Source organism: Pantoea sp. 22096 (assembly GCF_052045955.1).
In the GTDB taxonomy this organism is placed as follows: Bacteria; Pseudomonadota; Gammaproteobacteria; order Enterobacterales; family Enterobacteriaceae; genus Pantoea; species Pantoea alfalfae.
Window position 1 is genome coordinate 586,941 of sequence record NZ_JBQEPW010000001.1, and the last position, 26,143, is coordinate 613,083.

General features: G+C 59.5%; 21 protein-coding genes. 18 read left to right on the top strand and 3 right to left on the bottom strand.

What is annotated here, in order from left to right; translation table 11 throughout:
* Nucleotides 1-12: 12 nt before the first annotated feature.
* From ACTJKZ_RS02550 to ACTJKZ_RS02615, 14 genes are all read left to right on the top strand, one after another.
* Nucleotides 13-969, top strand: coding sequence for an ABC transporter permease (locus tag ACTJKZ_RS02550; protein WP_010247875.1), 957 nt, complete (start codon nt 13-15; stop codon nt 967-969).
* On the top strand, nt 966-1,817 hold the full coding sequence (locus tag ACTJKZ_RS02555; protein ID WP_161735940.1) for an ABC transporter permease: 852 nt from the start codon (nt 966-968) through the stop codon (nt 1,815-1,817). The genes ACTJKZ_RS02550 and ACTJKZ_RS02555 overlap by 4 nt, the downstream gene beginning before the upstream one ends.
* Nucleotides 1,814-3,478, top strand: coding sequence for an ABC transporter ATP-binding protein (locus ACTJKZ_RS02560; protein WP_161735939.1), 1,665 nt, complete (start codon nt 1,814-1,816; stop codon nt 3,476-3,478). The genes ACTJKZ_RS02555 and ACTJKZ_RS02560 overlap by 4 nt, the downstream gene beginning before the upstream one ends.
* A gap of 138 nt (nt 3,479-3,616) precedes the next feature.
* Nucleotides 3,617-4,948: an NAD(P)/FAD-dependent oxidoreductase gene (locus ACTJKZ_RS02565; RefSeq protein ID WP_222925470.1), complete on the top strand. Its 1,332-nt coding sequence runs from the start codon at nt 3,617-3,619 to the stop codon at nt 4,946-4,948.
* A gap of 11 nt (nt 4,949-4,959) precedes the next feature.
* Nucleotides 4,960-5,802: a GNAT family N-acetyltransferase gene (locus ACTJKZ_RS02570; protein WP_161735938.1), complete on the top strand. Its 843-nt coding sequence runs from the start codon at nt 4,960-4,962 to the stop codon at nt 5,800-5,802.
* Complete coding sequence (locus ACTJKZ_RS02575; protein WP_253419141.1) at nt 5,802-6,728, top strand: 2-hydroxyacid dehydrogenase; 927 nt, start codon at nt 5,802-5,804, stop codon at nt 6,726-6,728. The genes ACTJKZ_RS02570 and ACTJKZ_RS02575 overlap by 1 nt, the downstream gene beginning before the upstream one ends.
* 1 nt (nt 6,729) lies before the next feature.
* Nucleotides 6,730-7,863 carry a M20 aminoacylase family protein gene (locus ACTJKZ_RS02580; protein ID WP_440829183.1) on the top strand — a complete coding sequence of 378 codons (1,134 nt, stop codon included), beginning with the start codon at nt 6,730-6,732 and terminating at the stop codon, nt 7,861-7,863.
* 113 nt (nt 7,864-7,976) lie between these two features.
* Nucleotides 7,977-9,293 (top strand): 4-aminobutyrate--2-oxoglutarate transaminase, encoded by a 1,317-nt coding sequence (gabT, locus tag ACTJKZ_RS02585; protein ID WP_440829184.1) that lies wholly within the window; start codon nt 7,977-7,979, stop codon nt 9,291-9,293.
* Nucleotides 9,294-9,458: 165 nt separating this feature from the next.
* Nucleotides 9,459-9,971 carry an Lrp/AsnC family transcriptional regulator gene (locus ACTJKZ_RS02590; RefSeq protein ID WP_010247853.1) on the top strand — a complete coding sequence of 171 codons (513 nt, stop codon included), beginning with the start codon at nt 9,459-9,461 and terminating at the stop codon, nt 9,969-9,971.
* Between the two features lie 252 nt (nt 9,972-10,223).
* Nucleotides 10,224-10,670, top strand: coding sequence for a GNAT family N-acetyltransferase (locus tag ACTJKZ_RS02595; protein ID WP_253419135.1), 447 nt, complete (start codon nt 10,224-10,226; stop codon nt 10,668-10,670).
* 18 nt (nt 10,671-10,688) lie between these two features.
* The gene (locus ACTJKZ_RS02600; protein ID WP_440829185.1) at nt 10,689-12,734 is read left to right on the top strand and encodes a hydantoinase/oxoprolinase family protein; all 2,046 of its coding nucleotides are present in this window, start codon (nt 10,689-10,691) and stop codon (nt 12,732-12,734) included.
* Nucleotide 12,735: 1 nt separating this feature from the next.
* Nucleotides 12,736-14,694 (top strand): hydantoinase B/oxoprolinase family protein, encoded by a 1,959-nt coding sequence (locus tag ACTJKZ_RS02605; RefSeq protein WP_222925304.1) that lies wholly within the window; start codon nt 12,736-12,738, stop codon nt 14,692-14,694.
* 62 nt (nt 14,695-14,756) lie between these two features.
* Entirely contained in the window at nt 14,757-16,538 is a 1,782-nt protein-coding gene (locus ACTJKZ_RS02610) for a thiamine pyrophosphate-requiring protein (RefSeq protein WP_222925305.1), read from the top strand.
* Between the two features lie 98 nt (nt 16,539-16,636).
* Nucleotides 16,637-17,479: an oxidoreductase gene (locus ACTJKZ_RS02615; protein ID WP_440829186.1), complete on the top strand. Its 843-nt coding sequence runs from the start codon at nt 16,637-16,639 to the stop codon at nt 17,477-17,479.
* A 91-nt stretch (nt 17,480-17,570) separates the two neighbouring features.
* Here the strand turns inward: ACTJKZ_RS02615 and ACTJKZ_RS02620 are convergent, their stop codons facing one another.
* Entirely contained in the window at nt 17,571-17,792 is a 222-nt protein-coding gene (locus tag ACTJKZ_RS02620; protein ID WP_010670899.1) for a hypothetical protein, read from the bottom strand.
* A gap of 187 nt (nt 17,793-17,979) precedes the next feature.
* Nucleotides 17,980-18,345 carry a hypothetical protein gene (locus tag ACTJKZ_RS02625; RefSeq protein WP_440829187.1) on the bottom strand — a complete coding sequence of 122 codons (366 nt, stop codon included), beginning with the start codon at nt 18,343-18,345 and terminating at the stop codon, nt 17,980-17,982.
* Between the two features lie 366 nt (nt 18,346-18,711).
* Between ACTJKZ_RS02625 and ACTJKZ_RS02630 the strand changes: the two genes are divergently transcribed.
* Genes ACTJKZ_RS02630 through biuH form a run of 3 tightly spaced genes read left to right on the top strand, consistent with a single transcriptional unit; the run spans nt 18,712 to nt 22,128 of the window.
* Entirely contained in the window at nt 18,712-20,148 is a 1,437-nt protein-coding gene (locus ACTJKZ_RS02630) for an amidase (RefSeq protein WP_440829188.1), read from the top strand.
* Nucleotides 20,145-21,461, top strand: coding sequence for a purine-cytosine permease family protein (locus tag ACTJKZ_RS02635; protein WP_161735927.1), 1,317 nt, complete (start codon nt 20,145-20,147; stop codon nt 21,459-21,461). The genes ACTJKZ_RS02630 and ACTJKZ_RS02635 overlap by 4 nt, the downstream gene beginning before the upstream one ends.
* A complete protein-coding gene (biuH, locus tag ACTJKZ_RS02640) occupies nt 21,442-22,128 on the top strand; it encodes a biuret amidohydrolase (protein ID WP_161735926.1) in 687 nt (228 codons plus the stop codon). Before ACTJKZ_RS02635 ends, biuH begins: the two co-directional genes overlap by 20 nt.
* A 93-nt stretch (nt 22,129-22,221) precedes the next feature.
* On the opposite strand, the gene ACTJKZ_RS02645 is transcribed toward biuH, so the two are convergent.
* The gene (locus tag ACTJKZ_RS02645) at nt 22,222-24,408 is read right to left on the bottom strand and encodes a putative bifunctional diguanylate cyclase/phosphodiesterase (RefSeq protein WP_161735925.1); all 2,187 of its coding nucleotides are present in this window, start codon (nt 24,406-24,408) and stop codon (nt 22,222-22,224) included.
* A gap of 416 nt (nt 24,409-24,824) precedes the next feature.
* On the opposite strand from ACTJKZ_RS02645, the gene ACTJKZ_RS02650 reads away from it, so the two are divergent.
* A complete protein-coding gene (locus ACTJKZ_RS02650) occupies nt 24,825-25,925 on the top strand; it encodes a mechanosensitive ion channel domain-containing protein (RefSeq protein WP_161735924.1) in 1,101 nt (366 codons plus the stop codon).
* Nucleotides 25,926-26,143: the final 218 nt, after the last annotated feature.

Sequence of the window (26,143 nt, forward strand, 5' to 3'; positions counted from 1 at the left end):
AGGAGTTCGCCGATGAACCGATACATGCTGTTCCTGATTGCCCGGCGCATTGGTGCTGGCATCCTGACGTTGCTTATCGTCTCGGCGGTGGTGTTTTTCATCACCAGCCTGCTGCCGGGTGACGCGGCGCAGATGATCCTTGGCCAGAATGCCACACCGGAAACGGTGGCGGCGTTACGGCAGCAACTGGGTCTCGATCAGCCTTTGCTGATGCGCTACTTCCACTGGCTGACAGGCATGGTGCAGGGCGACTTTGGCACCTCGTTTGCCAGCCATTTGCCGGTCTCGCAGCTGGTGGCGCAGCGCATTCCCGCCACCTTTGAACTGGCGGGCATCACCACGCTGATCTGCGTGCCGCTGGCGCTGATTATCGGCATTATTGCGGCGATGAATCGCGGTTCCCGGCTCGACCGGGCCCTGGTTATCGGCACCATGGCGACGGTGGCCGTGCCGGAGTTTCTGGTGGCGACGGTAGCGGTGCTGATTTTTGCCGTGAAGCTGCACTGGGTGTCGGCGATGTCGTTCGGCAGTCCGGATAGCGACCTGCTGAGTTACCTCAAAGCCTATGCGCTGCCGGTGCTGACGCTCTGCTGCGTGCTGGTGGCGCAGATGGCGCGTATGACGCGAGCCGCCATTATCAACCAGCTCGACAGCCCCTACCTGGAGATGGCGCTGCTGAAAGGGGTATCGCCGCTCCGCGCCGTGCTGCGTCATGCGCTACCCAACGCGGTTGGCCCGATCGCCAATGCGATTTCACTCAGCCTCTCCTACCTGTTTGGCGGCGTGATCATCATCGAAACCATCTTCAGCTATCCCGGTCTGGCCAGCCAGCTGGTGGATGCGGTCAGTAATCGCGACCTGCCGGTGGTGCAGCTCTGCGTGATGTTGTTCGCCGCCTGCTACCTGGTTCTGCTGCTGGCGGCCGACATACTGACTATCGCCTTTAACCCGAAATGGAGAAGCGCATGAATACTCTCTTGTTGCCCTGGCGTTTCTTACAGTCGCTCTCCTGGTCAGGCCGGCTGGGTCTCATCATGTCGCTGTTCTGGCTGCTGATGGCGGTGTTTGGCACGCCACTGGCTCCGCACAGCATTGATGACATCGGCGGCGGTCCGCTGATGGGCGGCATGACGGCGGATAACCTGCTGGGGACCGACTACCTGGGACGCGACATGCTGAGCCGTATTCTCTACGGCGCGAAGTTCTCCATCGGTCTGGCGCTGAGTGCGGCACTGCTGGCCAGCCTGATCGGCACGCTGCTGGCGCTGCTGGCGGCGGTAACGGGACGCTGGCTGGAGGAGCTGCTGGGCCGCGTCAACGATGCCCTGCTGGTGCTGCCGGGCAAAGTGCTGTCGCTGATGATTGTCGCGGTGTTTGGCTCCTCGCTGCCCATGCTGATCCTCACGGCGGTATTCACCTACTGGCCGGGCGCATTCCGCATCGCGTTTGCCATGGCCAGCTCGCTGCGCAGCATGGACTACGTCCGGGCATCACGGCTGCGGGGCGAAAGCCGCTGGTATATCGCCCTTCACGATATCCTGCCTAACATGGTGCACCCGATGCTGACGGACTTTGGCCTGCGCTTTGTCTACATCGTGCTGCTGCTAAGCGGCCTGAGCTTCCTTGGCCTGGGAGTGCAGCCGCCGTACGCTGACTGGGGCACGCTGGTACGTGAAAATATGCAGGGGCTGTTTGATGGCTCGCCCGCGGTACTGATGCCCGCGCTGGCGATTGCCAGCCTGACCATTGGCGCCAACCTGTTTATAGACAGCCTGCAGGCGATGCGTCCGATGACGCTGGCGAAGGAGGGAGCATGAACGTGACACCACATACCGCCATGCCGGTGATTTCGGTGGATAAACTGCGCGTTACCGCGCAGACCGATCGCGGCGAAGAGATCGACCTCGTTTCCGACATTCACTTCACGGTGCAGAAGGGCGAGGTGCTGGCGCTGATTGGCGAATCCGGCTCCGGGAAAACCACTATCGCGATGGCGCTGATGGGCTATGCCCGCAGCGGCTGCCGCATCGCCGAGGGCAATATTCACGTTGCCGGCACCGACATTAACAGTCTGACACCGGGCCAGCTGCGCGCGTTTCGCGGCAATAAAGTCGCCTATATCGCCCAGAGCGCGGCGGCGTCATTTAATCCGGGCATGAAGATCCTCGACCAGGTGATTGAGCCGGTGGTTATTCACGGCACGATGACCCGTAAAGACGCGAAAGCGAAAGCGATCGGCCTGTTCCGTGAGCTGGCGCTGCCCAATCCCGGGACCATTGGTGACCGGTTCCCGCACCAGGTGTCGGGTGGTCAGTTACAGCGTCTGATGACGGCGATGGCGCTGATTGGCGATCCCGACGTCGTGATCCTTGATGAGCCTACGACCGCACTGGATGTTACCACGCAGGTGGAAGTGCTGAAGGCGTTTCGCCGCGTGGTGGTGCAGCGCGGCGTCACCGCGATTTACGTCAGTCACGATCTGGCCGTGGTGGCTCAGATGGCTGACCGGATTCTGGTGCTGCTGCGCGGTAAAATGGCGGAGTATGGCAGCACCGCGCACCTGATTGGCGCGCCGCAGGCAGAGTACACGCGGCTGCTGATGGACGCAGCGCGGCAGAAAGAGCGGCCCAGCAACTGGTGTCCGGCTGCCGCCGATATTCAGCCGCTGCTGGAAGTGCGCGATCTCTATGCCGGTTACGGTCCGCGCGGCAGCGACGGCCAGCCAAAAATACGCATTCTGGAGGAGATTAACCTTAAGCTGTGGAAAGGGCAGGCGATTGGCATCATCGGCGAGTCAGGTTCAGGCAAAACGACGCTGGCTCATGCCATTGCTGGTCTCAACGCGCCGAGCCACGGGCATATCCTGTTTAACGGCCACTATATTGCCGGCGATATGCAGAAACGTCCTGACAACGAGCTGCGGCGCATTCAGTATGTGTTCCAGATGGCAGATACCGCGCTGAATCCGGCCCATAGCGTTGAGCGCATCCTGTCGCGCCCGCTAACGCTGTTTCACGGCCTGAGCGGCGCAGCCCGACAGCAGCGACTTTATCAGCTGCTGGATCTGGTGCAGCTGCCACGCAGCGTACTGTGGCGGCGTCCCTGGGCACTCTCCGGCGGTCAGAAGCAGCGCGTCAACCTGGCGCGTGCGCTGGCAGCGGAGCCGGATCTGATTTTGTGTGATGAAGTGACCTCAGCGCTGGATACTGTGGTCGCCGCCGCCGTCCTCGACTTAATCAGCGAACTGCGCCGCGAACTGGGGCTTTCCGTGATCTTCATCAGCCACGACATGCATGCGGTGCGCGCGGTGTGCGACGAAATTGTGGTGATGAAAAGCGGTCGCATCGTCACCCAGCTGGCACGCAACGACTACGACAAGCCGACCAGCGAGTTGTATTTCGAGCGGCTGAAGCGCGCAGTGCCGGAGCTGCGGCAGGGCTGGCTGGATGAGCATGAAGAGATTTTAAAAGCGGAGTGAGTTGCCGCTGAGCCTTACGGGCAACTGAATTTATCCGTCTGCATAGTACTGATGTGCAAGGCAGGCGGCGTGGGTCAGCGTACAGCGGCGACGTCGCTCTGCGCCAGACCCGATACTGACAACAGAGGTCATCTTGTTATGCCCGCACCGATTCGTTATGTACAGGACAGTGCTGACTTTCCCGATTCCGCCGATGTGGTGGTGATTGGCGCCGGTATCGCCGGTGCCGCCGCCACCTGGGAGCTGGCGAAGCAGGGAGTGAAGGTGGTGCTGATTGAAAAAGGACTGGTCGGCGCTGAGCAGTCAAGCCGCAACTGGGGCTGGTGCCGCCAGCAAAACCGTGATGAGCGTGAGCTGCCGCTGATTATCTATGCGCTGCAACGCTGGGGGGAGCTCAGTGAAGAAACCGGCGAAGAGCTGGGTTTCCGCCGCAGCGGGCTGGTTTACGCCACGCAGGAAGAGTCGGATATCGCGGCCTGGGATAAGTGGAACCAGATGGCGAAAGGCTATGGCATGCGCAGTTCGATTCTCACCGCAGAGCAGGCTAAAGCGATGACGCCCGGCAGCACCACAAACTGGCTGGGCGGTCTCTCGTCGCCCACCGATGGTCACGCCGAGCCGCGCCTGGCGGCGCCTGGGCTGGTGGCTGGCGCGCAGAAAAAGGGTGCACTGCTGTTTCAGCAGTGCGCCGTGCGGGGACTGGATATCGCCGCCGGACGGGTCAGCGGCGTCTGGACCGAGCGCGGTCTGATCAAAACCAGCCGGGTTATCTGTGCCGCCGGGGCCTGGACCTCCATGTTCTGCCGTCGTCACGGCATCGACCTGCCGCTGGGCAACGTGATTGGCACGGCCTTCCGCACGCAGCCCATTGAGCAGGCGATCGCCATGCCGCTCTACACACCGGGCTTCGCCTGTCGCCCACAAATGGATGGCAGCTATACCGTGTCAGTATCTGGTCGTGGTCGTCTGGAGCCGGGCGCACAGGGGCTGCGCTATGCCCGTCAGTTCTATCCGACCTTTAAGAGCCGCCGCAAGAATCTGACCCTGAATCTCGGCCTGTCACCGTTCTTCAACGGCCCTGAGGCGATGGGGGGCTGGTCATTCGACCGCGAGTCGCCGTTTGAGCGGATGCGCATTCTCGATCCGGCAGCGGATGCAAAAATCGTGGAAGAAGGACTGGCGGCAATGCGGCGTGAATACCCGGCGCTGGCGAATCTCCGGCTGGCGCAGTCATGGGGCGGCATGATTGACAGCACCCCGGACGCCATTCCGGTTATCTCCACCGTGGCGAAACTGCCGGGGCTGGTGCTCTCGGCGGGTTACAGCGCCCACGGTTTCGGTATCGGACCGGGTGCCGGACGACTGGCCGCCGATCTGGCGACCGACGCCACACCCATCGTTGATCCGACCCCTTACCGCTACAGCCGTCTGGTTGACGGCAGCGGACTTGACACGCCAGGCATGATGTAAGGAGAACGCGAATGAGCCTGACAATACGCGCAATGACGCCAGACGATCTCGACCCATGTTTCGCCTTAACGCAGGCGCTGAAATGGCCCCACCGACGTGAAGACTGGCAGCTGGCGTTACAACTGGGCGAAGGCACAGTAATAGAAGAGCAGGGCAAACTGATGGGCAGCGCTGTGCTCTGGCGCTGGGGTGACCGTGCCGCCACGGTGGGACTGGTGATTATCGATAACCAGCAGCAGGGACGCGGCCTCGGCAAGCAGCTGATGCTGGCGCAGCTGGAAAAACTGCCCGACGTTAACGTGCGTCTGCATGCCACCGAAATGGGCAAAGGGCTGTATGAAAAACTCGGCTTTGTCAGCTGCGGTGAGATCCGTCAGCACCAGACGCGTGCAGTCACCACGCTGCCAGAGGTGGTGATCCCTGCGGGGCTGAAACTGCGCCCGGCGACAGTAGCCGATCGTGACACGCTGGTCACGCTGGATCAGCAGGCACACGGCATGCATCGTCCGGCGCTGATTGAGCATTTAGTGCGCGACTGCCAGACGGTGCTCTTAGAGGACGCGGCACAGCGGATTCAGGGCTTCGCCAGCCTGCGCCGCTTTGGTCACGGCTGGGCGATTGGCCCGGTGATAGCGGCGGATTTCCCGATGGCTCAGGCGCTGGTCGCCTCGCTGATGCAGTCGCTGCAGGGTGAGTTTCTGCGCATCGACACCGATGCCGCGCTGCCGATGGCAGCCTGGCTTGAACGTCTTGGTATCCCTCAGGTCGATGCGCCCACCACCATGGTGCGCGGCACGCCCTGGACGCCGCAGGGTATGCACGCATTTGGACTGATGACGCAGGCGATGGCCTGATGCATATCGTCTATAAATCGGAGCCGGAACGAGGCCGGATCTGGCAGCGCTGGCTGGCGGAACATGCGCCTGATATTCAGCTGCATCTCTGGCCGGAGACCGGTGATCCGGAGCAGGTTGAGGCGCTGGTCGCCTGGCAGCCACCAGCTGACATTCCGGCGCTGTTTCCCCGCCTGAAACTGCTGTTCTCGGTGGGGGCCGGTGCCGATCAGTTTGACTTCAGCACGCTGCCGCCCGACCTGCCGGTAATCAGAATGATCGAGCCAGGCCTGACGCAGGGCATGGTGGAATATGTCACCTTCGCGGTGCTCGGTCTGCATCGCGACATGCCGCGCTATTTCCATCAGCAACGCCAGCAACAGTGGCAGCCTCATGCAGCCATACCTGCCGGGCAGCGTCGGGTCGGCGTGATGGGGCTTGGCGAACTGGGGCAGGCCGCGTTAGCCTGGCTGGTGGCGCTGGGCTTTGACTGCGCAGGCTGGAGCCGCACACCGCGCGAGTGCCCCGGTGTGCGCTGCTGGCACGGCGCGGATCAACTCGCTGACTTCCTGGCGCACAGCGAGATTCTGGTCTGCCTGCTGCCGCTGACCGACACCACCCAGGGTTTGCTGAATCAGTCCCTGTTCAGCCAGCTACCGCACGGCGCGGCGCTGGTACAGGCCGGACGCGGCCCGCAGCTGAATCATGATGATCTGCTGCAGGCGCTGGAGAGCGGTCAGCTCCGCGCCGCCGTCATTGACGTCACCGATCCGGAGCCGTTACCGCCGGGCCATCCCTTCTGGCACCATCCCGCCATCTGGCTGACGCCGCACATTGCCAGCCAGACGCAGAATGAGAGTGCCATTGCGGCCCTGCTGGAGAATCTGCGGCGCTACCAGCGTGGTGAGCCGCTGCACGGTGAGATTGACCGTTCGCGAGGATATTAAGATGGAACATTTAGTGGTACTGCGCCGCGACCTGCATGTGCACCCGGAGCTGGGTTTTCAGGAGCAGCGCACCAGCGACATCGTGGCGAACTTCCTGCACCAGCTGGGCATCGAGGTGCATCGCGGCATCGGTAAAACCGGCGTGGTCGGGATACTGAAAAAGGGCACCAGTGAACGCATGATTGGCCTGCGCGCCGATATGGATGCGCTGCCGATGCAGGATCAAGGCGGCACGGAATGGCAAAGTCAGGCAGAGCAGGTGAGTCACGCCTGCGGCCACGATGGTCACACCGTGATGCTGCTGGGTGCCGCTGAAAAACTGGCGCGGGACGTCAGCTTTGACGGCAGCGTCTGCTTTATCTTCCAGCCTGCTGAAGAGGGACTGGCGGGTGCAAAAGCGATGATCGACGACGGCCTCTTCAGCCGCTTTCCCTGTGAGGCGGTCTACGCCATTCACAACTGGCCGGAACTGCCGCTCGGTCAGGTACAGACCCGCCCTGGCCCGATTATGGCAGCGGCCGACCGCTTTGATATCAGGGTGCTGGGCGGCGGCGGCCACGCCGCGCAGCCGCACCTTACACGCGACACCCTGCTGGCGGCCAGCGAGCTGGTGGTGCAGCTCAATACGCTGGTTTCACGCGCACTCGACCCGTGTGAAACCGCGCTGCTCACCGTCACACGGATGCAGGGTGGCTTTTCACACAACATGATCCCGGCCGAGGCGAGTATCACCGGCACGGTGCGTACCTTCAGCCCGGCGGCGCAGGATACGATTGAAGTGCGGCTGCGCCAGATGGCGGAGCACGTCACGGCGGCTCATGGCCTGCGCGCAGAAGTGAACTATCAGCGTTACTACCCGGCGACGATTAACAGCGCGACGGAAGCGCAGTTTTGTCTGGAGGCGCTGACGCAGGCGGGCATACCGGTTGACACCGCGGCCAGACCCGCGCTCACCTCGGAAGATTTCGCTTTTATGTTACAGGCGTGTCCCGGTGCCTATCTGTGGCTGGGATCGGCACCCTGCAAGCCATTGCACCATGCCGCTTATGACTTCAACGATGCGCTGATCCCGCATGGCGTTAACGTTTTTGTCGCGCTGGTACGCCAGGCGCTGGCAGAGAAATTTCCCTGCTGAATGCAGCGGGATTTTGACAGGAAATGCCGCTGCCTCGGAAATTACGGCAGCGTGAGAAACCAGCGGGTTGCGATACTTGAGCCAACCGAACGTTACGTGGATGAGGGTTTAAAATGCAGAATGTCATGGCAGAGCAGCAAGCATACTCCGATAACAGCCTGTTACTGGATGCACGCGAGCAGAACGTGCCGCGCGGTGTAGTGACCGCCCATCCGCTGGTGATTGAACGCGCCAGAGGCAGTGAAGTGTGGGACGTTGAGGGCAATCGCTATCTCGACTTTGTTGGCGGCATCGGCGTGCTGAATGTCGGTCACAATCACCCGGCGGTAGTCAATGCGGTGACCCGCCAGCTTGGCCTGGTGTCACACGCCTGTTTTCAGGTGGTGGCCTATCCGGGCTACATTGAGCTGGCGCAGCGGCTGAATAGACTGGTGGGTGGCGATGAGGCGTACAAAAGTGTCTTCTTCACCAGCGGCGCCGAAGCGGTGGAAAATGCGGTGAAGATTGCCCGCTCACACACTCAGCGCCCCGGCATTATCGCGTTTGATGGCGCGTTTCATGGCCGCACCCTGCTGGGCGTCACCCTGACCGGCATGTCTGCGCCATACAAACAGAACTTTGGCCCGTTCCCCGGCGACATCTATCGTCTTCCCTTCCCGAATCCACTGCACGGCGTGACGGAAGCGGACTGCCTGAAGGCGCTGGAGCAGCTATTCGCGGTGCAGATCCTGCCGGAGCGTGTGGCGGCGATTATCATTGAGCCGGTTCAGGGCGACGGCGGCTTCCTGCCCGCTGGCCCGGCATTTATGCAGGCGTTGCGTCGCATTACCAGCCAGCACGGCATTCTGCTGATTTGTGATGAAATCCAGTCCGGCTTCGGGCGTACCGGCACGATGTTCGCCTTCCAGCAACTGGGTATCAAACCCGATTTAGTCACGCTGGCGAAAAGCCTGGGCGGGGGGCTGCCGATTTCTGGCGTGGTGGGGCGTGCGGAGATCATGGAGGCACCGACGCCTGGCGGGTTAGGCGGTACTTATGGCGGCAACGCACTGGCCTGTGCGGCGGCACTGGCGGTGCTGGATCTGTTTGAGCATGAGAACCTGCTGCAGCGTTCCTGTCAGCTCGGCGAACAGCTCAATGCCCGTCTGCGACAGCTGGCGGATAAATATGCCTGCATCGGTGACGTGCGCGGTGTGGGCTTCATGCAGGCGGTAGAAATTCTTGATTTCGAAACCGGTCGTCCCGATGCGGCGCTGACCCAGAAGATCCTCGACAGCGCCTGTCAGGAAGGACTGCTGCTGATTAAGTGCGGCCTGCATCGCAACACCATCCGTTTCCTGGCACCGCTGGTCACTACCGACTCACAGCTGGAAGAGGCGCTGCATATTTTCGATATTGCGCTGGCACGTGCCACCGGCCGGCTGGGTTAAACCGTATTCCTCATTGATTTTGTTAGAGTAATTTGAAAATCTCCCGCTGGTATAACCACTGCGAAGCGCTGGCGCGTTTACGGTAAAGCATGTTATATCTTCGGGAGGTTCTGAACATTTGATTGCGCGCCTGGCCCAACAGGCTCTGACAATGAGGGGGGTGCTATGAACGGCTTAATGAAACTCGACCGCATCGACATCAACATCCTGGTGCAACTCCAGAAAGATGGCCGTATCAGCAACGTTAACCTCGCCGACGCCGTAGGCCTCTCGCCCAGCCCCTGTCTGCAACGGGTCAAACGTCTGGAACAGGCCGGTTTTATCACCGGTTATGAAGCGCACATTAATCTCACCCGCATCACTGATTCAGTGACTGTCTTTACCGAAGTCACCCTGTCCGGCCATCGCCGCGAAGATTTTATGAAATTTGAAAGTGCGATGCGCGACGTCGATGAACTGATGGAGTGCCATCTGATCACCGGCGGCTATGACTATCTGCTGCGCTTTATTACCCGCAGCATTGAACATTACCAGGAAGTGATTGAGAAGATGCTCGACGCGCAGATCGGCATCGATAAGTACTTCAGCTATATCGTCATCAAATCCCCGATCATGAAAAGCAGCGTGCCATTACGCTCGCTCATCGGCAAACATAACTCAGTCGAATTCGGCGTATAACGGGCGGTCGCCTCTCGCCACCTCCCCGGTGGAGAGGGCGGCCACACGCATTGTCTCTGTCTGCTGTTCCCCCCACCCACCTTTGTTCACAGACGGGCTTCCTTTCCCCTTTAACCTTTGCGATTTTTCCCTCAGCATAAAATTTTTTCCCTGCCCAAAATTCAGTCGCTCTGTCCGGTTTTGTCGCGTGCTACGGCCTCAATCGTTGAGCGAACCCTTTTACACTGAATTCAACCGATACAAGGAGTTGTGATGGACTCATTACTGATTGCTGACCAGCAGTGGCAGCGCGATGCGTTCACTGTCTCTACCGATCGCCAGCGGCTCGATCTGGCCTGGATCCACATCCAGCTGGCGGAGAAGTCGTACTGGGCCAAAGGCCAGCCGGAAGCGAAAACCCGGCGGGCGATTGCCGGTTCGCTGCCGTTTGGCCTCTATCACCAGCAGGCACAGATTGGCTTTGCCCGACTGATCACCGACTACACCCGCTTTGGCTGGCTGTGCGACGTGATAATTGATGAAAACTGGCGTGGTCACGGGCTGGGTAGCTGGCTGGCGACCTGTGTTCGTGAACACCCGGAGCTGCAAACGGTGCATCGCTGGATGCTCTCAACCCAGGATGCGCATCAGGTCTACCAACGGCTCGGCTGGCGTGTGGTGCAGCATCCCGAGGCGCTGATGGAATTTCCCCCTTCCTGACACTGGAGTTAACCCGATATGCGATACCGCGTTGGCGTGGATATTGGTGGTTCCTTTACCGATTTCGCCGTGCTCGATCAGCAAACGAACCAGATCCACACCCTGAAGGTCCTGTCGCGACCGGATAAGCCCGGCAGCGAAATCTTAACCGGGCTGGCGCAGTTTCAGCAGCAGCAGGGCATTGATCCCGCTGAAATTGGCTACTTCACTCACGGCACCACGGTAGGCATCAATGCGGTGATCCAGCGGCGCGGCGTGCGGCTGGCGCTGTTTGCCACCGAGGGCTTCTGCGATGTACTGGAGCTGGCCCGGCTGAAAATCCCGCATATCCATGACCTTTTCTCACGGCGTGCAGCGCCGCTGATTACCCGTGACAGGGTGTTTGCCATCCGCGAACGCAGCGACGCGCAGGGCAACATACTGCAACCCGTGGATCGCCAGAGTGTGCTCGACGCAATCCATCAGGCACGCGCTGCCGGCTGTCAGGGCATTGTGGTGTCGCTGCTGCACAGCTATCGCAACCGACACAATGAAGCGGCGGTGAAGGCGATTATCGATGAGGTGGCACCTGAACTGCTGACCTCCTGTTCCGCCGACATCTGGCCGATCATCCGCGAATATGAACGCACCATCACCGCCACCATCAACGCCTACGTGCAGCCGATGGTCATTCACTACCTGGAATCCTTTGAGCAGGCACTGCAACGGCTTGGCGTTAAGCCACCGCCGCGCATCACCAAATCCAACGGCGGGGTAATGGGCGTTGACCAGGCGAAGCGCGAATGTGTGCAGATGGTGCTCTCCGGCACCGCATCCGGCGTGATTGGCGCCAGTTACCTCGCCAGCGCCTGCGGTTTTGACAAAATCCTCAGCCTGGATATCGGCGGCACCAGCGCCGACGTGGCGGTGATCATCGACGGCAAGGTGGCGCAGGGCAATGGCGAAATCATCGGGGATTTCCCGATCTTTATTCCTTCCGTCGCTGTGACCTCGGTGGGTCAGGGCGGCGGCTCGCTGGCGTGGATTGATGGGCAGGGCGTATTGCAGATGGGGCCGGACAGCGCCGGTTCGCTACCCGGGCCGGTCTGCTTCCAGCGCGGCGGCACGCAGCCGACCGCTACCGATGCCTTTGCCGCCTGCGGCATGATGGGCCACGGTGCGCTGGGTTATGACGCGGTGACGGTGGATGTTGCCGCCGCCTGTGCGGCCTGGCAGCCGCTGGCGGATGCGCTCGCAATTTCGGTTGAAGAAACCGCCGAGACCGCTATCCAGCTGGCGATCTCCAGCATGTACAGCGACACCAGCGGCCTGCTGTCGCGCTTTGGCCTCGATCCACGTGAATTCTGGTTCCTCGCCTTTGGCGGCGCGGGACCGATGATGGGCTGTTTTCTCGCCCGCGAACTGAACATGAAAGGGGTGATCGTGCCGCCGACGCCGGGCGTGCTCTCAGCGCTGGGCGGGCTGGTGGCGGACATCCGCAACGACTTTATCCGTACGCTCTACGGCGATCTGACGCCTGCGCTGGCCGACACCTTAGCCAGTGAAGCCGACGCCTTGCAGCAGCGCGCCTGCGGCTGGCTGGCGCAGGAGCACGGCAGCGACATGCCATACAGCCTGCAGTTCAGCGCGGATATGCGCTATCGCGGTCAGTCGTTTGAAATCGACGTGCCGCTGGAGGCGAGCTGGCTGGTGCAGGCGGACTTCGCTGCGCTGCATGACGCCTTTGACCGGCAGCACCAGCAGCTGTTTGGTCACTGTGACCCGGAGGCGCCAGTGCAGCTGATCAACCTGCGGCTGGTGATGACCTCACCGACGCCGAAACCGGTGCTCATCACACTTCCCCCCGCCACAGCACCCGTGCCGGTCCTGAAACAGACCCGAGCCTGGATCGACGGCGGCTGGCATCAGATCGATTTAGTGCTGCGTTCAGTGCTGCGTGCCGGACATCAGCTCAGTGGCCCGGTCATCATCGCCCAGGACGACTGCACCACCTGCGTGCCGCCCGGCATGAGCGTCACGGTCGATTCATTCGGTAATCTGCTCATCACGGCGAACGAGGCATAACATGGCGATTGACGGACGTAACTTACAGATCCTGGCGAACTACTGCGCCGCTGCGGCTGATGCGATGGCCTTTACGCTGATGCGCACCGCGCACTCCACTTTCGTGAAAGAGACGGAAGATTTCTCCTGCCAGATTGTCAGCCGCAGCGGGCTGGCATTTGCCTCGCCGCGCAGCTTTGGCGCGCCTTGGTACAGCGGCATCGACTATGCGCCGGTGCTGGCGCTGATAGAGGAGTACGCCGAGGGCGACATCTGTATTACCAACGACGCCTACGCCGGTAACGTGGCAACTCACTCGCCCGATATCCACATCTGGAAGCCGGTATTCCATCAGGGCGAAATAGTCTGCTTCGTGGTCGGTCACATTCACAACACCGACGTCGGCGGCGCAGTGCCTGCCTCGCTGTCGCGCTCGCTGACCGATATCGTGCAGGAGGGTATTCGCATCCCGCCGCTGAAGATCATACAACAGGGTCAGCTCAACGAAGAGGTCGCCAGCATTATGCGGCTCAACGTCCGGGTGCCTGATCAGAACTGGGGCGATTTCAAGGCGCAGCTGGCGTCGGTGAACGTGGGCGAGCGCAAAATCCACGACATCATTGCCCGCTTTGGCATTGATGATTTTTTGCAGGGCATTGAGGGCATTCTCGATTATGCCGAAGCGCAGGCGCGCACGATTATCAGTACCATTCCCGACGGTGAATACTTTTACGCCGACTACGCCGATGAAGATGGCGAGGGCGGCTATCCCTGTCGCATCGCCATTACGCTGCGGGTGCAGGGCGACCGGCTGGAGCTGGACTACACCGGCAGCGATCCGCAGCTGGCGTCGTCGCTGAACATGCCGACTGGCGGGCGCGAGCGGCATCCGCTGGCGCTGGTGGGCGTCACCTATGTGCTATCAACGCTGGACCGTTCGCTGCTGCTTAACGCCGGTACGCTGCGGCCAACCCGGGCAATTCTGCCGCCAGGCACGGTGATGAACTGTGAAGCACCTGCAGCAGTGGGGATGCGTTCGCTGACCTGTGCACTGTCGCAGATTGCGACGATTGGCGTCTTCTCGCTGGCGATGCCGGACCGACTGCCCGCGAACTCACCGGGCGGCAACTCGATTATGAACATCCGCACTCAGACGCAGAACCGCAGCGTAGTCGCCTCACTGGGGCCGGTGGGCGGTGGGGCGGGCGGCACGCCGCATCATGACGGACCCGATGGTTCTGGCGGGCTTTCCGCCTTTCTGAAAAACACCCCGATTGAGATCAACGAAGCGGAAGTGCCGATTCGCTTCCATCGCTACGGACTGGCGCAGGACAGCGCCGGCGCCGGTCGCTATCGCGGCGGCCTGGCGACCGAAATGGCGTTCGAGATTTTCTCGCCCAACACCACCATTACCGCGCGCAACCGTAACCGGTCAGTGTTTGCCTCGGCGGGTGTAGTGGGCGGACAGAGCGGTGCGCTGTCGACCTTCCGTACCCGGCGCAACGGTGAAGTCATTAATCACGGTAACACCGATGTGATCCACTGCCAGCCAGGTGATGTGGTCGACGTGCGCGGACCCGGTGCAGGCGGTTACGGCCTGCCGTCACAGCGCGATGTTGAGGCGGTCATGCAGGATGTGCGCTGTGGATATCTCAGCGTCGCGGCGGCCAGAGCGCAGTATGGCGTGGTGGTAGTGGATAACCGCGTGGATCAGGCGGCGACAGAAAGGTTGCGCGCCGACATGCCGCAGCAGGTCGCACACCATTTTGAGCACGGCGAAGCACGGAGTCGCTTCGAAACGTGCTGGACGCCTCAGCGTTATCAGTTGCTGACCGCCTTTCTGGCAAACGCGCCGGTGAGCTGGCGTCACTTCCTGAAAACCCAGGTATTCCGGGCGGTGGAGGAGACAGGCGAAACGGCGGATATGGCGCAAATATTCAGTGATTTGCGTCAGCGATACCCGGCAATGGCGAACAGTTAACGGTGATGGCTCATCGTCTACTACGCTTTAAGTCTGTAAGGACAACGAGGGGAAACGCGACGATGAGCATGAAAACCAGTGATTTTTTTGTCCAGCGCCTGAAAGAGTGGGGCGTCACACGCATTTACGGCTATCCGGGAGACGGGATTAACGGCGTGCTGGGGGCGATTCAGCGCGCAAACGCCAAAGGGGACGGCATCGAATTTATTCAGGTGCGTCATGAAGAGATGGCGGCCTTTATGGCGGCCGGACACGCAAAATTTACCGGTGAGCTGGGCGTCTGCCTGTCGACTGGCGGACCGGGCGCAACCCATCTGTTGACCGGACTCTATGACGCCAAAATGGACCATGCCCCCGTGCTGGCCATTGCCGGACAGGCAGAGGCGACTGCGCGGGGTGCCAGTTACCAGCAGGAGATGAATCTGGATCGCATCTTCTCGGACGTCGCCAACTTTGTTCAGGAAGCCTCGACCTCAACGCAGGTGCGCCATCTGCTGGACCGTGGCGTGCGCATCGCCAAAGCGCAAAATGGCGTGGCGGTGATCATCATCCCTAAAGATATTCAGGATGAAGAGTGGCAGCCGCCGCAGCATCTGCACGGTTTTACCCATTCCGGCAGCGGCTATCAACGTCCTAAAGTCATTCCTTACGAAGCGGATCTGCAACGCGCCGCTGAGGTGCTTAACGCCGGTAAAAAAGTGGCGATTCTGATCGGGGCAGGCGCACGCGACGCCGCCGTGGAAGTGGTTCAGGTCGCCAATGTGCTGGGTGCGGGCGTGGCAAAAGCGCTGCTGGGCAAAGATGTGCTGCCGGACGATGCGCCGTTTGTGACCGGTTCGATTGGCCTGCTGGGCACGAAGCCCTCATCTGATTTAATGCAGAACTGCGATACCCTGCTAATGATCGGCAGCGGCTTCCCGTGGACAGAATTCCTGCCGGAAGAGGGCAAGGCGCGTGCGGTACAGATTGACATCGACCCGGCCATGCTCGGCCTGCGCTATCCCAGCGAAGTCAATCTGCATGGCGATGCGGCTGAAACCCTGCGTGCGCTGCTGCCGCTGCTAACCCACAAAGAGGATCGCAGCTGGCAGGAAGCTATCGCGGTTCAGGTACGTGACTGGTGGACGCTGATGGAAGAGCGCGCCATGGCACCCGCTAATCCGGTCAATCCGCAGCGGGTAGTGTGGGAGATGTCGCCTCAGTTGCCGGACAACGCCATTGTTACCTCGGATTCCGGCTCCTGCGCCAATTGGTTCGCCCGCGACTATCGGGTGAAACAGGGGCAGCGCGCTTCGCTCTCCGGCGGCCTGGCCTGTATGGGCGCGGCGGTGCCCTACGCCATTGCCGCGAAATTTGCTCACCCGGAGAAACCGGTGGTGGCGCTGGTAGGTGACGGCGCGATGCAGATGAACAACATGGCCGAGCTGATCACCATCCAGAAATACTGGCAACAATGGGCCGATCCGCGCCTGATCGTCTGCGTGTTCAACAATCAGGATCTCAATCAGGTCACCTGGGAGCAACGCGTGATGGAGGGTAATCCGCGCTTTGACGCCTCGCAGCAGTTGCCGGACGTGAAGTATGCCGAGTTTGCGCAGTCGCTGGGGATGGTCGGAATTTATGTCGATAATCCTGACGATCTGGCCGGTGCATGGCAGCGTGCGCTCAGCGCCGATCGCCCGGTCTTGCTGGAGGTGAAAACCGATCCGGAAGTTGCGCCGTTACCGCCGCATATCACCTTTAAGCAGGCGAAAGCCTTTATGGCGTCGATGGTGAAAGGCGATCGCGGGGCGGCGCAGATCATCAGCGACACCGCCAGCCAGCTGTTCCATAAAAAGCATTAAGGGCTAAGTGGGGCGGTTCCGCCTCGCTAACCTTGATCCCCGGATGCACTCACGTCCGGGTCGTAAACCCCTTCATCATACTTAACGGGAGTCTTAACATGACTGCTCATTCCAGCCCTGTCTGGTTAATCTCGGGATGTTCAACCGGTTTTGGTCGTGAACTGGCGCAGCAGACCATCGCGCGTGGTTTTAAGGTCGTCGTAACGGCGCGTGATACGTCGTCCATCGCCGATCTGGTTGAAGGACACGACAACGCACTGGCGTTGGCGCTGGATGTGACCCGGCAGGCGAGCATCGACCAGGCCGTCAAAGCAGCTTTAGACACCTTCGGCACCATTGATGTGCTGGTAAACAACGCCGGTTACGGCTACCAGAGTTCGGTGGAAGAGGGTGTGGAAAGTGAAATTCGCGCCCAGTTTGATGCCAACGTTTTTGGCCTGTTCGCCCTGACGCGCGCGGTGCTGCCTGCGATGCGCAAAACGCGCAGCGGTCATGTTATCAACATCACCTCTGTGGCTGGCTTAATTGGCTTTGCCAGCTCAGGCTACTACTCTGCCAGCAAACATGCGGTGGAAGGCTGGTCCGACTCGCTGGCGCTGGAAGCGGGGCCGTTGGGCATTCACGTTACCTGCGTCGAACCCGGTCCGTTCCGCACCGACTGGGCCGGACGCTCACTGCATCAGACGCCGAGTAACTTGCCGGACTATGCAGAGACTGCAGCCGCACGGATGAAAGCCACCGCCGAATACAGCGGTACTCAGAAAGGCGATCCGGCACGGGCCGCCGCGGCGATGATCGCCATCACCGAACATGACAACCCGCCACGCCATCTGGTGATGGGGGCCTGGGGCCATGACGCCGTTACCAGCAAGCTCAAAGAGCGTCTGGCTGAGATAGAAGCGTGGAAACAGACGTCAGTGGAGACGGATTTTCCGGAGTAGAGGTGAGTGCGCTGTGGGTGGCGGAAAGCCGCCCGCGTGTGAGCCAGAAGCTGATAAAATACGAAAGGCCCGTTTATCGGGCCTTTAAGAGTTAAGCGCTGATCTTAGCTTTCTGCATTTCGCGCGCATTCAGCTCTTTCAGCTTGCGGCGCAACAGGGCAGATGAGGAGCGTTTTTTCCTCTGAGCTAACTGGGCTTTAATGGCGGGCAGATCGGGTCTGGCCAGCCACTCAGCTATCAATAGTGCCCTTAACTCCCTGTTCTCGGCATCAGCCGCATCTGTGATGCCATCGTATTTATCGTAAAACGACATAGCAAGCTCTCCCTGTAGTCACTACTTTATAAGCCCGGAAATATTTCGGGATTAAAGGTTGCGGTGCTTTCTTCGGCAACCCTGTTCGGCGATTGTAGCGTAGTTCATTTTTTAACCCAAGCAAAGCGTCATAGATCTCCTCAAGGGGTGTCGGGCGATTGCGGTCGACGATCTCTCCTGATGCAGCCTAGAAAACAAAACCGCCTATAAAGAAGCTTTCATGGTGTGCCATTAACGCCAGGAGTACGCTTTTGAAAACGACAGCACCCCCTAATCCTGCAAAGCTGATATGGCGGAAATCGCCCAGACACTCCAGACCATCGAACACGTCAAAACAGACTTCAGCCAGCCCGTTAACCGGAAAAGCGATACCGGGTGGCAACTGGTATTTGATGCGGGTAAAGGTCTGTTCATCCATTAGCGTGCCCACGATGACAGTGTAATTCTCATTACCGGCAACAAACGCGTAACTGTAATGAATACGCCGATCGTAAATGAATTTTTTTCGCCTGATTTCGTAGTTTTCAAGATAAATATCTTCTTCAAAGCGCACTTCTCATCCCTGCCGCAGCTTATGAATCCCTGAAACTCGATTTTTGCTCTCCTGCTCAGTAACCTCAAACATCACTGGTAAAGATGTGGTTATTGATTCCAGCATATCGGCCGCTGTTGCTGATTATCGACATCGTTTTGTAAGCCAGCCCGCAAACCATTCAGCTATTACGCCCCTTTATCGCGCAGGCCTGCGCCATCATCGTGCTGAAAAAATAAACAGCCACCCATCCCCAACATCATAAGAATTCGATCTTGTATCCCAGCCCGTATTCCATCTGGCATCCCCGTTTCAGACCGGATGCATCACCGCTAACTGGCACGCTTCATGCACTCGCTGACAGGTACAATTCTGGCGAGGTAACCCATGTTTGACTCCTTATTAGACGAAGATGCCACCACGATGGCCGCTCTGATTCGCAGCGGGGACGTGTCGGCGTGCGAGCTGACCGGGGCGGCGCTGGCGCGGATGGAACAGCGGGAACCGGCGATACAGGCTTTTTGTACCCCGACGCCTGAACGGGCAATGGCACAGGCCAGAGAAGTGGATGCCCGACGGGTGCGCGGGGAAACGCTGGGCGCGCTGGCGGGCGTACCGCTGGCGGTGAAGGATTTAATCTGCACCGCAAACGTCAGAACCACCTCCGGATCGGCGGCATACAAAGATTTCGTACCGGAAGATGACGACATCACGGTGGAACGGTTGCTGGCCGCCGACGCCGTCCTGCTGGGCAAAACGACTGCGCCGGAGTTTGGTTACAGCGGCGTCGGACACAATCCGCTGTTCCCGTCACCACGCAATCCCTGGGATCGGGCAATGACGCCAGGCGGTTCCAGCGCAGGTTCCGGCGCAGCGGTAGCGGCGCGGCTCTACCCGATTGCACTGGGCAGCGACGGTGGCGGCTCGGTACGCATTCCGGCAGCGCACTGCGGCATTTTTGGCTTTAAGGCGTCAATGGGCCGGGTGCCATTGTGGCCCGGCTGCCGCGATGAGCGCTATCCCGGCGTGTCGAGCTGGGAGTCACTGGAGCATATCGGGCCGATGACGCGCAGCGTGCGCGATGCCGCCCTGATGATGTCGCTGATGGCCGGGCCGGATATGCGTGACCGCCACTCGATCCCTTGCTGCGACGTTGACTGGCTGGGCGCACCAGAGCATTTGCCTGGCAAACTGCGCATCGCCTTTAGCGCAGATTTTGGTTATGTGGCTGTTGACCCGGAGGTGCGGGCGCTGGTCAGCGCGGCGGTGCAGCGTTTTGCCGCTGAAATCGGGGCTGAACTGGAGCTGGCCGATCCCGGCTTCCCTGATCCGGCTGCCGCCTTTGGCGCGCTGGTGGCGATGGAGAGCGATCTCACCGGCATGCGCCAGATGATGGCGGAGCAGGACAGCAAGATGTCGCCGCATCTGGTCGCCATGCTGCAGCGCGACTGGCGGGCGGAAAACTTCACCGATGCCATCACCACCCGAAAAGCGGTCAGCAACAGCCTGTGGCGCTTTATGCAGCGCTTTGATCTGCTGATCACGCCGACGCTGGCAGTGCCGCCATTTCCGCTGGGGATGCAGGGACCAGAGATCATTGATGGCCGCATGGTCCGCAGCGATCACTGGCTCTCGTTCTGCTTCCCGTTCAACTTCACCGGACAGCCTGCTGCGTCTGTGCCCGCCGGTTTTACCGCCAGCGGCCTGCCCGTCGGGATGCAGATTGTCGGACGTCATCTTGATGATGCGTTAGTGCTGGCTGCCAGTGCCGCTTTCGAGCGCATTCAGCCGTGGAATCACCTTCAACCCGGAATCGCCCAATGAAAACATCTGATACACCTGCGCTGGAGCAGGAGTTTGAACATGAGCCGGTGCCGCTGTCGCACCGTCATTCCACCCGCTCCGTCTCGGCGGTCTGGTTTGGCTTTCCGATGATCCTCACCAACGCGCTGTTTGGCGGCATCATCACCTGGCATCTGGGATTCTGGCCCGCGCTGATCGCCATTCTGCTGGGCAACCTGGTGCTGTTCGCCTATGTCGGTGCGCTGAGCTGGTACGCCGGTAACAGCGGGATGAACTTCGCTCTGCAGGCCAGACGCACCTTTGGCAGCAAAGGCTACATCCTGGTTTCCGGTTTTCTCTCGACGGTGGTGATCGGCTGGTATGCCTTCCAGACCGGTCTCACCGGCACGGTGATTAATCAGACCTTTGGCTGGAATGCGCTGGCGGTGACCGCCTTTGCCATGATCCTTTACACAGGTATTACGTTCCTGGGCGTGCGGGCGCTGTCGGTACTGGGGATGATCGCCGCGCCGCTGTTTGTGGTGCTGGGGATGGTGGCGTTGTGGCTGATCAGCAAACAGCACGACTTCTCCATCGTGACGCAGTGGAAGGGCAGCGCCAGCGCCGCCGGTGCCATGAGCATGGGCACCGCCGTCACTATGGTGGTGGCCGGTTTTGCTGACTCCGGCACCATGACCGCTGACTTCACCCGCTGGTCGAAGAATGGCCGCTCGGCGGTGATTGCCGCGTTCTCTGCGTTCCCGATCGCCAATGTGATCTCCTATCTGTTTGGCGTGGTGATTGTGGCAGTGGGCGCGGCGGTTGATCCGCTGACCAACGGCGGTAACTTTCTGCCGATGCTGATGGGACACAGCGCCTTCCTGTCGGTGGTGGCCTGTCTGTTTGTCTTTATCAATCTGGGGTCAGTTTGCACCCACTGTCTCTACAACGGTGCGGTGGGTTTCAGCCATCTGTTCAGCAGCAAAATGCGCCTCTGGACGCTGATCCTCGGTGCCATTGGCGGCGTGCTGGCGCTGGCGGGAGTCTGGTCTTACTTCCTGGAGTGGCTCAGCCTGCTGGGCATTGTGGTGCCGCCGTTTGGTGCGGTAATGATTGTGGATTTGATTTTCATGGCGCGCATCAGCGAGCAGCGTCCGGCGCAGCGTTTCCGTGGCACCGCGTTTGCCGCATGGGCGATTGGCAGCCTGTGTGCAGTCATCGCCCATGTGGCTTTCCCGCAGTTCGGTGAAGCGGTGATCGGTTTGATGACCGCCGCCATCAGCTACACCCTGATCAGTAAAATGCGCATGCCGCGCCCGGTAATGGAGAACAGCAATGCCCGACTACAGCGTTAATTCGACCCCCTACGCCTGGCCGTTTGACGGCAGCTTTAGCCCGGCTGACACGGCGCTGATCGTGATTGATATGCAGACCGATTTCTGTGGTGTCGGCGGCTATGTCCACAGCATGGGCTATGATGTGAGCCTGACCCGCGCGCCCATCGTCCCTTTGCAGCAGGTGCTGGCGGCGATGCGCGCCCGGCAGTTTCCGATTATCCATACCCGTGAAGGACACCGGCCCGACCTCAGCGATCTGCCCGCCAACAAGCGCTGGCGCTCGCGACGGATGAACGCCGGGATCGGCGATGTGGGACCCTGTGGCCGTATTCTGGTGCGCGGTGAACCGGGCTGGGAAATCATCCCGGAGCTGGCTCCGTTGCCGGAGGAAGTGGTGATTGATAAACCGGGGAAGGGATCGTTTTACGCCACCGATCTGGAGCTGATTCTGCGCAGTCGCGGCATCCGTAACCTGATCCTGACCGGTATTACCACCGACGTCTGCGTCCATACCACGCTGCGCGAAGCCAACGATCGCGGCTTTGAGTGCCTGGTGCTCTCCGATTGCTGTGCTGCGACCGAGCAGCGGCATCATGAGGCGGCGCTGAGCATGATCCCTATGCAGGGCGGCATCTTTGGCGCGGTCGCTACGTCGGCCGCGCTGCTGGATAGCCTGGGCGTGTAGCGTTTTGCATCCCACAGTAAGAGGTGCTGCCCTGATTCTCAGGGCGATTCCGGATGGCCTGAGCGCCGTTATGCGCTCAGGCCATCCGCAGCACTATTCGCGCTGCGTATCCTCTGGCGCAGGTAATCTCATCAGCGCTTCAAGCTGATCGGCGGGTACCGCCTGACTGAACAGATAGCCCTGCAGCTGATTACAGCCTGCATCTGCCAGTGCAGACATCTGCCCGGCGGTCTCGACACCCTCCGCCGTCACTATCAGCCCCATGGCATGGCCCAGTTTCACCACGGATTCAACAATCGCCACGGAATTTTCCGCCACGCCCAGCGACTGGGTGAACGAGCGGTCAATTTTGATTTTGTCCACCGGGAAGGTGCTGAGGTAGTTGAGGCTGGAGTAGCCGGTGCCGAAGTCATCCAGCGCGATGCGGAAGCCTGCTTCCCGCAGCGACACAATAATCTCGCGTGCTTCGCGTTCATCCTCGATTAATACGCCCTCAGTGATTTCCAGCTCCAGCCGCTTTGGGTCACCGCCGTGCTGGCTGACAATCGCCATTACACGGTCAACAAAGCCGGTAGAGCGGAACTGCACGGGCGAGACATTGACAGCCACCAGCAAATCGGGAAAGCGCTGCTGAGTGGCACAGGCTTCAGCCAGCACCCATTCGCCCAGCGGGATAATCAGGCCGGTCTCTTCGGCAATCGCGATAAATTCACCGGGTGCGATCAGGCCGCGCGTCGGGTGATGCCAGCGCAGCAGCGCTTCAATGCCGACCATCTGCTGACCGCCAACGTCCATCAGTGGCTGATACCATACCTCCAGTCCCTGTCGGGTTTGCAGCGCCGTACGCAGATCGGCGGCGATGGTCTGCCGGGTTTGCACTGACTCATCCATTGCCCGTTCAAACTGACGAAACCGGCCGCGCCCGCCGCTTTTGGCTTCATACAGCGCGATATCGGCTTTGCGCATCAGCTCCAGCCGATCAATGCCGTCTTTAGGTGCCAGCGCCAGTCCGATACTGGCCCCGCTCCAGACATCGCTGCCGAACAGGGTAAACGGCTGAGCCAGCTCGTCAATCATGCGCTGCGCCAGGCTATTCACCTGACCAATATTATCGACCTCCGGCATCACCACGATAAATTCATCGCCCCCGATGCGTCCCACGGTATCGCTGGCCCGCACGATACGACTCAGGCGCTGCGCCACCGCGATGATCAGCTCATCGCCAGCATGATGACCGTGGGTATCGTTGACGGCCTTGAAGCGGTCAAGATCGATCAGCAGCAAGGCTACCCGCTGATCGTTGCGCGTCGCCAGGGCCAGCGCCTGGGTTAAGCGGTCTTCAACCAGCGCGCGGTTCGGCAGGCCGGTCAGCACGTCATGAAATGCCAGATGTTGTGCCTGCGCTTCCGATGCGCCCAGCCTGAGCATCGATTGCGAGAGGTTAACTGACGAGTTCCAGAGTCGCCGTACCATATAAAGACAAAGCAGCGATATCGCCAGCACCGCCAGCCCGGTAGACGGCCCGATGGTGCGCAGCATCTGCGCACCCGGGCGGGCGGGGATCCAGTTGAGATAGCCAACCGGCTCGCCCGCCTGCGCGATCAGCAGATAGCGTGCGCTGGTGCCGGACTGAGATGTGCCATCAGAAAAGTGCAGTCCCTCCAGCTGATTGCGTTCCGCCAGGCTCGCCAGATAACCGTCGTCAAGAAATTTCAGGCTCACCAGCCGGAAACGCGGCAGGTCGTTGCTATCCCGCTGGATGCTACCCACGGCCAGCGCCGCAGCTCGCTGGGTAACACGGGCATAATCGGCGTTATCCTGACGCCTGGGATCCTGGATCAGCGTGTTTTGCAGCACCTCGGCGATCAGCGGACCGTTGTCCGCTTCCATAACCGGCTGGCCTTCACGCCAGACTCTGACGATCTGGTTTTGCGCATCCAGCACCATAATCAGCTGATGACCGAACATCTCATACAGCCACTGCCCGATGTTCTCATCCAGCCACCTGTCGCTGTTCCCCTCAGCCAGATGCTCCTCAAAGGGCCGCCAGCGTGACAGGCTATGCAACTGGCGCAGATGCTCATTCAGACTCTGCGAAAAAGAGGCCTCAATCATCCGCTGCTGCTGATGCCGGGCCTCAGTATTGGTCAGTGACGTGCCAATAAATAGTGCCGCACCCGCACCGGCAAACGTCAGCACAAGGATAGCCACCAGCGGCACCAACACTTCGCGCAGAAAACTGTGGCGAAAATCAGAGGAAAGTTTAAGGGTGTTAATCATATTGTTGTTTTTCTCAGCAGCAGGGGAACAGCTTAAAAATTAGCAGATAGGAACAGATCTTCCATGAAAAGCTTGATGGACAGTGAGCAGGCGAGCGTTTTTCTATTAACGAGCGGCGGGGGCAGGCTGACAGTCAGGGAAAGAAAGTGAGTACGTTTTATCAGTTATTTTAATGAGCGCGGCAGTCATGCCGAGGGCATAAAGGTCAGGATGGTAAACCCTGACCTGTGCGGTAAGGCTGACAGGCTGAATTCGGCCGCAAGTCCATCACCGCGCATTTCCTGCCAACTTCGCTGCTATGGTTCATACTCATGAGCGCTGATTGTGTTACGAATGGATAACCGTGCAGACAACGGTTACTGAGTGGGTCACTTATCTGACAGCCTGCGCCTGACAGCTAACGAAAAGGGAAAATAATGCCATTGTTATTCGGTGAGTTATCTGGTTTCCCGTCATGGGTACCTGTTGTATTACTCGTCTCGCTTTCTTTTATTCTGGGTTTCCTGGCCCGCCTTATCCTGCTCGCGTTTATCCGCTACTGGCAGGGCCGTGACAGAAAGCTGTTCAAATCTCTGGAAAAGCACCTTAGCGGTTCGATGTTCTTTTTCGTGCCGTTATTGATGATCAATGTCGGGATTAACTACATCGATTTCCATCCTGAATCACTTGAACTCATCACCAATATCATCAACGTTTTTATCATCATGTCATTCTGCTCGGTCTTAATCCGGCTGACCAACGTGGCGCAGGATATGCTTTATATCCGCTACGACATTAATATTTCCAATAACCTGCGTGCGCGAAAAATCCGTACTCAGATTATCTATGTCAAGAAAGTCGTTATTGTCATCCTGGTGCTGTTCTGTGTTTCGCTGATTCTGCTGAGTTTTCCCGGCGTGCGTAAATTCGGCACCACTATTCTGGCCGGTGCGGGTGTGGCCGGTATCATTATTGGTTTCGCTTTACAGAAGTCGCTGGTTAACCTGTTCGCCGGTATTCAGATCGCCTTTACCCAGCCGATTAAGATTGATGATGCAGTGGTGGTGGAAAAGGAGTGGGGCTGGATTGAAGAGATCAACCTGACCTATGTGGTGGTGCGCATCTGGGATCTACGCCGTCTGGTGCTGCCGATTACTTACTTCACCGAGAATCCGTTTCAGAACTGGACGCGCAACAACGCGCAGATTTTAGGCTCGGTATTTCTCTATGTGGATTACTCGATGCCGCTGGAGCCATTGCGTAAGCATTTCGACAAAATCCTGAGTGAAACCAAACTCTGGGACCAGGAAACCTCGGTGCTTCAGGTGACCGACACCACCGAAAAAACCATGACCATCAGGATGCTGATGACCGCCCAGAACTCCCCGATCGCCTTTGATTTGCGCTGTTATGTGCGTGAAAAGATGATTGAGTTTATTCAGCAGAATTACCCGGAAAGCCTGCCACAGGTGAGGGCGTCGCTGACGGAGAGTGGGTCGGAGAAGGTGGGGAGAGCAGTAATGGAAGAAAATATTTAGAGAAGGAGAGAAACGGCAGTTTAATTGGGTTTGCAGAAAAATACAGCTGTCGTTTCGATTTTATAAGCCAGAAATTAAGTTTGCGCATTCTTTCCCCACTTATGGATTGGGCATAAGATAACGGGCAGGATGGGGGCAACTTTTAGACATTATTTCTTTTTATCGTTTTACGTTTAATCGGCAGACATCAGAATTCAGTTTTTATTTATGCCATTGAA

Excerpts from the sequence above, each read along its gene's own strand:
- ACTJKZ_RS02550 (WP_010247875.1), top strand. The coding sequence starts at position 13 with ATGAACCGATACATGCTGTTCCTGATTGCCCGGCGCATTGGTGCTGGC.
- ACTJKZ_RS02555 (WP_161735940.1), top strand. The coding sequence starts at position 966 with ATGAATACTCTCTTGTTGCCCTGGCGTTTCTTACAGTCGCTCTCCTGG.
- ACTJKZ_RS02560 (WP_161735939.1), top strand. The coding sequence starts at position 1,814 with ATGAACGTGACACCACATACCGCCATGCCGGTGATTTCGGTGGATAAA.
- ACTJKZ_RS02565 (WP_222925470.1), top strand. The coding sequence starts at position 3,617 with ATGCCCGCACCGATTCGTTATGTACAGGACAGTGCTGACTTTCCCGAT.
- ACTJKZ_RS02570 (WP_161735938.1), top strand. The coding sequence starts at position 4,960 with ATGAGCCTGACAATACGCGCAATGACGCCAGACGATCTCGACCCATGT.
- ACTJKZ_RS02575 (WP_253419141.1), top strand. The coding sequence starts at position 5,802 with ATGCATATCGTCTATAAATCGGAGCCGGAACGAGGCCGGATCTGGCAG.
- ACTJKZ_RS02580 (WP_440829183.1), top strand. The coding sequence starts at position 6,730 with ATGGAACATTTAGTGGTACTGCGCCGCGACCTGCATGTGCACCCGGAG.
- gabT (WP_440829184.1), top strand. The coding sequence starts at position 7,977 with ATGCAGAATGTCATGGCAGAGCAGCAAGCATACTCCGATAACAGCCTG.
- ACTJKZ_RS02590 (WP_010247853.1), top strand. The coding sequence starts at position 9,459 with ATGAACGGCTTAATGAAACTCGACCGCATCGACATCAACATCCTGGTG.
- ACTJKZ_RS02595 (WP_253419135.1), top strand. The coding sequence starts at position 10,224 with ATGGACTCATTACTGATTGCTGACCAGCAGTGGCAGCGCGATGCGTTC.
- ACTJKZ_RS02600 (WP_440829185.1), top strand. The coding sequence starts at position 10,689 with ATGCGATACCGCGTTGGCGTGGATATTGGTGGTTCCTTTACCGATTTC.
- ACTJKZ_RS02605 (WP_222925304.1), top strand. The coding sequence starts at position 12,736 with ATGGCGATTGACGGACGTAACTTACAGATCCTGGCGAACTACTGCGCC.
- ACTJKZ_RS02610 (WP_222925305.1), top strand. The coding sequence starts at position 14,757 with ATGAGCATGAAAACCAGTGATTTTTTTGTCCAGCGCCTGAAAGAGTGG.
- ACTJKZ_RS02615 (WP_440829186.1), top strand. The coding sequence starts at position 16,637 with ATGACTGCTCATTCCAGCCCTGTCTGGTTAATCTCGGGATGTTCAACC.
- ACTJKZ_RS02620 (WP_010670899.1), bottom strand. The coding sequence starts at position 17,792 with ATGTCGTTTTACGATAAATACGATGGCATCACAGATGCGGCTGATGCC.
- ACTJKZ_RS02630 (WP_440829188.1), top strand. The coding sequence starts at position 18,712 with ATGTTTGACTCCTTATTAGACGAAGATGCCACCACGATGGCCGCTCTG.
- ACTJKZ_RS02635 (WP_161735927.1), top strand. The coding sequence starts at position 20,145 with ATGAAAACATCTGATACACCTGCGCTGGAGCAGGAGTTTGAACATGAG.
- biuH (WP_161735926.1), top strand. The coding sequence starts at position 21,442 with ATGCCCGACTACAGCGTTAATTCGACCCCCTACGCCTGGCCGTTTGAC.
- ACTJKZ_RS02645 (WP_161735925.1), bottom strand. The coding sequence starts at position 24,408 with ATGATTAACACCCTTAAACTTTCCTCTGATTTTCGCCACAGTTTTCTG.
- ACTJKZ_RS02650 (WP_161735924.1), top strand. The coding sequence starts at position 24,825 with ATGCCATTGTTATTCGGTGAGTTATCTGGTTTCCCGTCATGGGTACCT.